The organism is Synechococcus sp. R8-2, from assembly GCF_047461715.1.
Lineage (GTDB): Bacteria > Cyanobacteriota > Cyanobacteriia > Thermostichales > Thermostichaceae > Thermostichus.
Genome location: NZ_JANSHQ010000004.1, coordinates 1 through 5,167, shown reverse-complemented (window position 1 = coordinate 5,167; position 5,167 = coordinate 1). Strand labels below are relative to the sequence as shown.

The 5,167-nt window shown below is 59.0% G+C and carries 4 protein-coding genes; 2 read left to right on the top strand and 2 right to left on the bottom strand.

The window, feature by feature from the left end; translation table 11 throughout:
• Positions 1-86 precede the first annotated feature (86 nt).
• Complete coding sequence (locus NW819_RS00070; protein ID WP_414412513.1) at positions 87-614, bottom strand: RNA recognition motif domain-containing protein; 528 nt, start codon at positions 612-614, stop codon at positions 87-89.
• Positions 615-867: 253 nt separating this feature from the next.
• The gene (locus NW819_RS00065) at positions 868-2,235 is read right to left on the bottom strand and encodes a glutamate-5-semialdehyde dehydrogenase (protein WP_414412512.1); all 1,368 of its coding nucleotides are present in this window, start codon (positions 2,233-2,235) and stop codon (positions 868-870) included.
• A 331-nt stretch (positions 2,236-2,566) separates the two neighbouring features.
• On the opposite strand from NW819_RS00065, the gene ctpC reads away from it, so the two are divergent.
• Positions 2,567-3,862, top strand: coding sequence for a carboxyl-terminal processing protease CtpC (gene ctpC, locus NW819_RS00060; protein WP_011432460.1), 1,296 nt, complete (start codon positions 2,567-2,569; stop codon positions 3,860-3,862).
• A gap of 204 nt (positions 3,863-4,066) precedes the next feature.
• Positions 4,067-4,984 (top strand): ornithine carbamoyltransferase, encoded by a 918-nt coding sequence (argF, locus tag NW819_RS00055; RefSeq protein ID WP_414412514.1) that lies wholly within the window; start codon positions 4,067-4,069, stop codon positions 4,982-4,984.
• Positions 4,985-5,167: the final 183 nt, after the last annotated feature.

Genomic DNA, 5,167 nt, shown 5'->3' with positions numbered 1-5,167 from the left:
CCCCCTCTCAAACATGCCTAGAGCCGTCGCAACTCACCCAGCCTACCGTCAGATCCCAACAGTGTCTATCACTCGTTCGGGGGGGGTTAGGAATTGGTGACCTGCAGAAGCTGCTCCTTGATCCGCTGCAACTGGCTGGCCCAGCGGGGATCCGGCTCAGAGGCTGCCTCACTTTCGGCGACGACGGTGGAGCGCCCACCCTTATTGCCGCGCTGGCGTTGCTTTTTGCTGGGGGCAGGGTTTTCTGCCGACTCTTTAGGGCCCTTGGCCTCAGAATCTCTGGACGGCCTGGAATCTTTGGAACCTCTGGACTCTTTGGATGAAGGCTCAGAGGTCGCTGTTTTGGATTCGCCTTCTTCCCCTCGGTCGCGCGGCTGGGCGAGCTCAATGCGCAAGTTGACATCCCCAAAGCTGTGGCCGTTGAACTTTTCGATGTACTGCTGCGCCTGCTCTTCGGTGTTTACCGTTACAAAGCCGAAGCCGCGGCATTTGCCTGTCTTCCGATCCCGGATCACCTTGGTGGAAATGACCTCACCGGCAGAGCGAAAGAGCTTCTCCAGTGCCTGACGATCCACCTCTTCCGGCAGATTTCCAACATACAGACGCACAGGCATGATCCAGCGAAGCTCCTAATCGAAATAACAAAAGGCCAAAATGCAAAGCGCTACATCTAGGGCGCTCAAGCCCATAACATCAAACCCGGAACCCGGTAGTCCATTGTCACACCATAGCGCGCCGCAAAGCGCAACCCTTGGCAATCACGAAGCTATTTTTTAATTTACCTCAACCTGGAGCCGCGAAGACGAGGAGAACGGTTTTTGTGAACGACTGCTTTGTACAGCCGGTTTGTACAGCCGGCTTTTGCAGCTAAGCTAAGCCGGTGTTGTTCAGGCGATCCCGATGTTGAAAAGGTCGCGCCTGGGGGCCTGTGTAGTCGGCTACAAGATGTCCTTGCCCTCGCAGTTGGTAGCGGTAAGTCACCAAGCCTTCCAAGCCCACCGGGCCGCGCGGCGGCAGTTTTTGGGTGCTGATGCCCACTTCTGCCCCAAAGCCGTAGCGAAACCCGTCGGCAAAGCGGGTGGAAGCGTTGTGAAAGACCCCCGCTGCATCTACTTCATCCAAAAATCGCCGGGCAGCAGCGGCATCCTCGGTTACAATCGCTTCGGTATGGCGGGATCCGTACTGCTGGATGTGGGCAATGGCCTCGTCAAGGGAGCCCACCACTTTAATAGAGAGGATCAAGTCGGCATACTCGGTGCTCCAGTCGGCTTCGCTGGCCGGGATCAGATCCGGCACCAGCTCGCGGCAGAGGGGATCCCCCCGCAATTCCACCCCCCTCTCCCGCAGGGCCTTGACCGCCAGAGGCAAAAAGTGGGGGGCTATGGCCTCGTGAACCAGCAGAGTCTCGATGGCATTGCAGGCGGCGGGGTACTGGGTTTTGCTGTCCACCGTCAGCTTGATTGCCATGTCCACGTTCGCTGCCCGATCCACGTACAGGTGACACAGGCCATCGGCATGGCCCAATACCGGGATGCGGGTATTCTCCAGGATGTAGCGGACAAAGCTGCTGGAGCCGCGGGGAATGATGAGATCCACTAGCCCCTCCAGTTGCAGTAGGGCCTTGACCTCGGCGCGGCTGGTGAGCAACTGCAGGGATCCCTGGGGGAACTCCGGGATCTGTTGCAGGCCCGCCTGAATGGCCGCCATCAAGGCTTGACAGGAGAGCAAAGCTTCGGATCCCCCCTTGAGCAAGACGCTATTGCCGGTTTTCACCGCCAGGGCGGCAATTTGCACCAAAGCATCGGGCCGCGACTCGAAGATCACCCCCAGCACCCCCAAAGGGTAGGTGCGCCGTTCCAAAATTAGCCCCTCGTCCAGTTCCCGGATCAGCAAAGCTCGGCCCACCGGATCCCCCAGCCGGATCACCTGCCGCACTCCGGCCACCATATCTGCCAGTTTGTGGGCGTCCAGCTTCAGGCGAGCATAGGCAGATGCCGACAACTCCCCGGCTTTCACCATCTCCGCTGCCCGCTCCAAATCCGCCCGGTTGGCGGCCAAGATAGACTCTTGGTGCTCCAACAAGGCAGTGGCCATGGCCTCTAGAGCGGCATTCTTAATAGCCGTGGGCAAGGTGGCCGTGTGTTGGGCAGCAGCGCGGGCCAACTGCACTTGGGACAGCAGCGGGCGCTCTGAGGCAGATGCAAGCGAGCTGGGGCAATCGGTGGCAAGGGACATAGAGTCAGAAAGGGGGCAAAGTGCCCATTTGGAAGAAAAGGGTTGCGATGATAGGTTGTAACAAAGTTGTGTTGAACTGTGATCCTAGAAGCACCCCCGGAAGGGATCCCTATGCTAGGTTGGGCACAGTCGGTTGGGGTTATCTGTAGCCTACCAAAATCCGGATCCCACTTGCTGCGGCAGGGGAGCCCTTCATCGCTCTCGATGCTTCTAAGCTGAAGTTCGCATAGGGGAAGACCCTTGCTCGAAACCCAGTTCCCTGACAATTAGAGATCCACCTCTGGAGATCCACCTCGTCAACCTTGACTTTTAGCGCCTTCCAGGAGAGCCAATGAGAAAGCGTGGGTTTGTGGTCAGTGCAACGGCTGCAGTGATGACAGCGGTATCGCTGGTCGGCGTGCAGCTATCCATGCCGGGCTGGGCGGGGTTTCGCCGGGATCCCAAGGAAGTGGTGGACGAGGTTTGGCAAATTGTTAACCGGGAATACGTGGATCCGTCTTTTAATTCCCTGGATTGGGAAGCGGTGCGGCGGGATCTGCTCAGCCGAGAATATGCCACCCGAGAAGATGCCTACGCGGCCATCCGGGAAGCCCTGAAGAAACTGAACGATCCCTACACCCGATTTCTGGATCCGGATCAGTTTGCCAGCATGCAAATCGATACATCCGGCGAGCTGACCGGGGTGGGGATCACGCTGGGCATGGATCAAGAGACGAACGAGCTGGTGGTGATCTCCCCCATTGAAGGGTCTCCTGCCGACCGGGCCGGGATCAAATCCAAAGACGTGATCGTGCGCATCGACGACAAGTCCACCGAAGGCATGGACACCAACGCTGCAGTCAACCTCATTCGGGGCGAGCCGGGTACGCGGGTGCGGCTGACCATTCGCCGCGAGGGGGAAGGGCTGAAGGTGTTCGATTTGGTGCGGGAAAGAATTGAGCTGGCCACTGTGCGCTACGAGGTTCACGAGGAAAACGGCCTGCCCATTGGCTATATCCGGATTACCCAGTTTTCCGGCAACGCCGCCGAGAAGATGCGCCAAGCCATTCGCGAGCTGGAAAAACAAGGGGTAGCCGCCTACGTTCTGGATTTGCGCGCCAACCCAGGGGGCCTGCTCTACTCCAGCGCCGAGATTGCCCGCATGTGGATTAACCGGGGCAGCATTGTCTCGACGGTGAACCGCCAAGGGGAGCAGGATCGCCTGACGGCCAACAACACGGCCCTTACCGATAAACCTTTGGCCGTTTTGGTGGATGGTGGCTCGGCCAGCGCCAGCGAGATTCTGTCGGGGGCTCTGCAGGATAACCGTCGCGCCGTGATTGTCGGCACGCAAACTTTCGGCAAGGGCCTGGTGCAGTCGGTGCATCCCCTGTCCGATGGATCTGGGCTGGCGGTAACCATTGCCCGTTATCGCACTCCCAACGGTAACGACATCGACCACAAGGGCATTACCCCCGACATTTTGGTGGAATTGTCCGAGGAAGATCTGAAGCGGCTCAGCCAGAACCGAGAATTGGTGGCCACCCCAGCCGACCCACAGTATGCTGCTGCCATCCAGGCTCTGCAGGCTCAGATCTCTGCCCGTCGGCAACAGGCCCAGGAGGTCATTCGTTCCTCTTCACGTTAGCCGGTGTTGGGGGCGGTTTTGATGGGTCTCAGATCTGGCACTCCTGAGACTGGGGTTAAGCCGAGGCCCAAGCTATTTAAGACTATTAAGACTCTTCTCATTCGAGTTATTCGAGGAGTGTTGACCAGCGCCGGGCTGGGGATGCTTTTATTGTTTCTGTAGGTGGCGCGTAGCACAATGGCGGGGTCGAAGATCGCGGGATCCATAAACTTGGCCGGACGGGATCTGCTCAAGCTCAGCGACCTAACCCCAGCAGAGCTGTCGGCCCTGCTAGCCCAGGCGGCTGAATTAAAGCGGGATCCCTATCGGGTGGAGCTACGGGGTCGGGTGTTGGGGCTGTTGTTTCAGAAAGCTTCTACCCGCACCCGCGCCAGTTTTACTGCAGCCATGGCCCAATGCGGGGGCAGCACCCTGGATCTGGTGCCGACGGTGATGCAGGTGAGCCGCGGCGAGCCCCTGCAGGATACGGCCCGCGTCCTCTCCCGCTACCTGGATGTGATCGCCATTCGCACCTACCACCAGAAGGAACTGGAAACCTTTGCCGAGTATGCCGATGTTCCGGTGATCAACGCCCTCACCGATCAGTTTCACCCCTGTCAGGTGTTGGCCGATCTGCTCACCATTCAGGAGAACTTTGGCCAACTGGCGGGCCTGACCCTGGCCTATTGCGGCGATGGCAATAACGTTGCCCACTCCCTGCTGTTGGGTTGTGCCATGAGCGGGATCCACATCCGCGTCGCCACCCCCCCCGGTTACGAGCCGGATGCGGCAGTGGTGGAGCAAGCCCGCACTCTGGCCCAGGGATCCCAGGTGTTGGTGCTGCAGGATCCCCAGGAAGCCGTCTCTGGAGCTCAGGTGGTCTATACCGACGTGTGGGCCAGCATGGGTCAAGAAGCTGAGGCCGAGGCCCGCAAGGCCACCTTTCTGCCCTACCAGGTCAATGCCGAGCTGCTGCAACAGGCAGATCCGGAAGCCATTGTGCTGCACTGCCTGCCGGCCCACCGGGAAGAGGAAATCACCACTGAAGTATTGGAGGGATCCCAGTCCCGCGTGTGGGATCAGGCGGAAAATCGCCTACATGTGCAAAAGGCACTCCTGATTCAGGTGCTGGGCGCAGGATGACCCCTCACCCCCAGGCTAGAGAGCGGGTTAGCAAATGAGCTTACCGGAAAACTGGGTCTATGGTCATTTCGATTTAAACCAGGACACTGCACCCACACCCCAAACGTTGGTCGCGTCGGCGTTGCAGAGCAATAGCGTTGCGGAGCGATAATGCAGAGGGCTAGAAGGTTTTTCAAGGACTCC

Bases quoted from the DNA above. Each gene is read 5' to 3' on its own strand.
- ctpC (WP_011432460.1), top strand. From the start codon at position 2,567: ATGAGAAAGCGTGGGTTTGTGGTCAGTGCAACGGCTGCAGTGATGACA.
- NW819_RS00070 (WP_414412513.1), bottom strand. From the start codon at position 614: ATGCCTGTGCGTCTGTATGTTGGAAATCTGCCGGAAGAGGTGGATCGT.
- NW819_RS00065 (WP_414412512.1), bottom strand. From the start codon at position 2,235: ATGTCCCTTGCCACCGATTGCCCCAGCTCGCTTGCATCTGCCTCAGAG.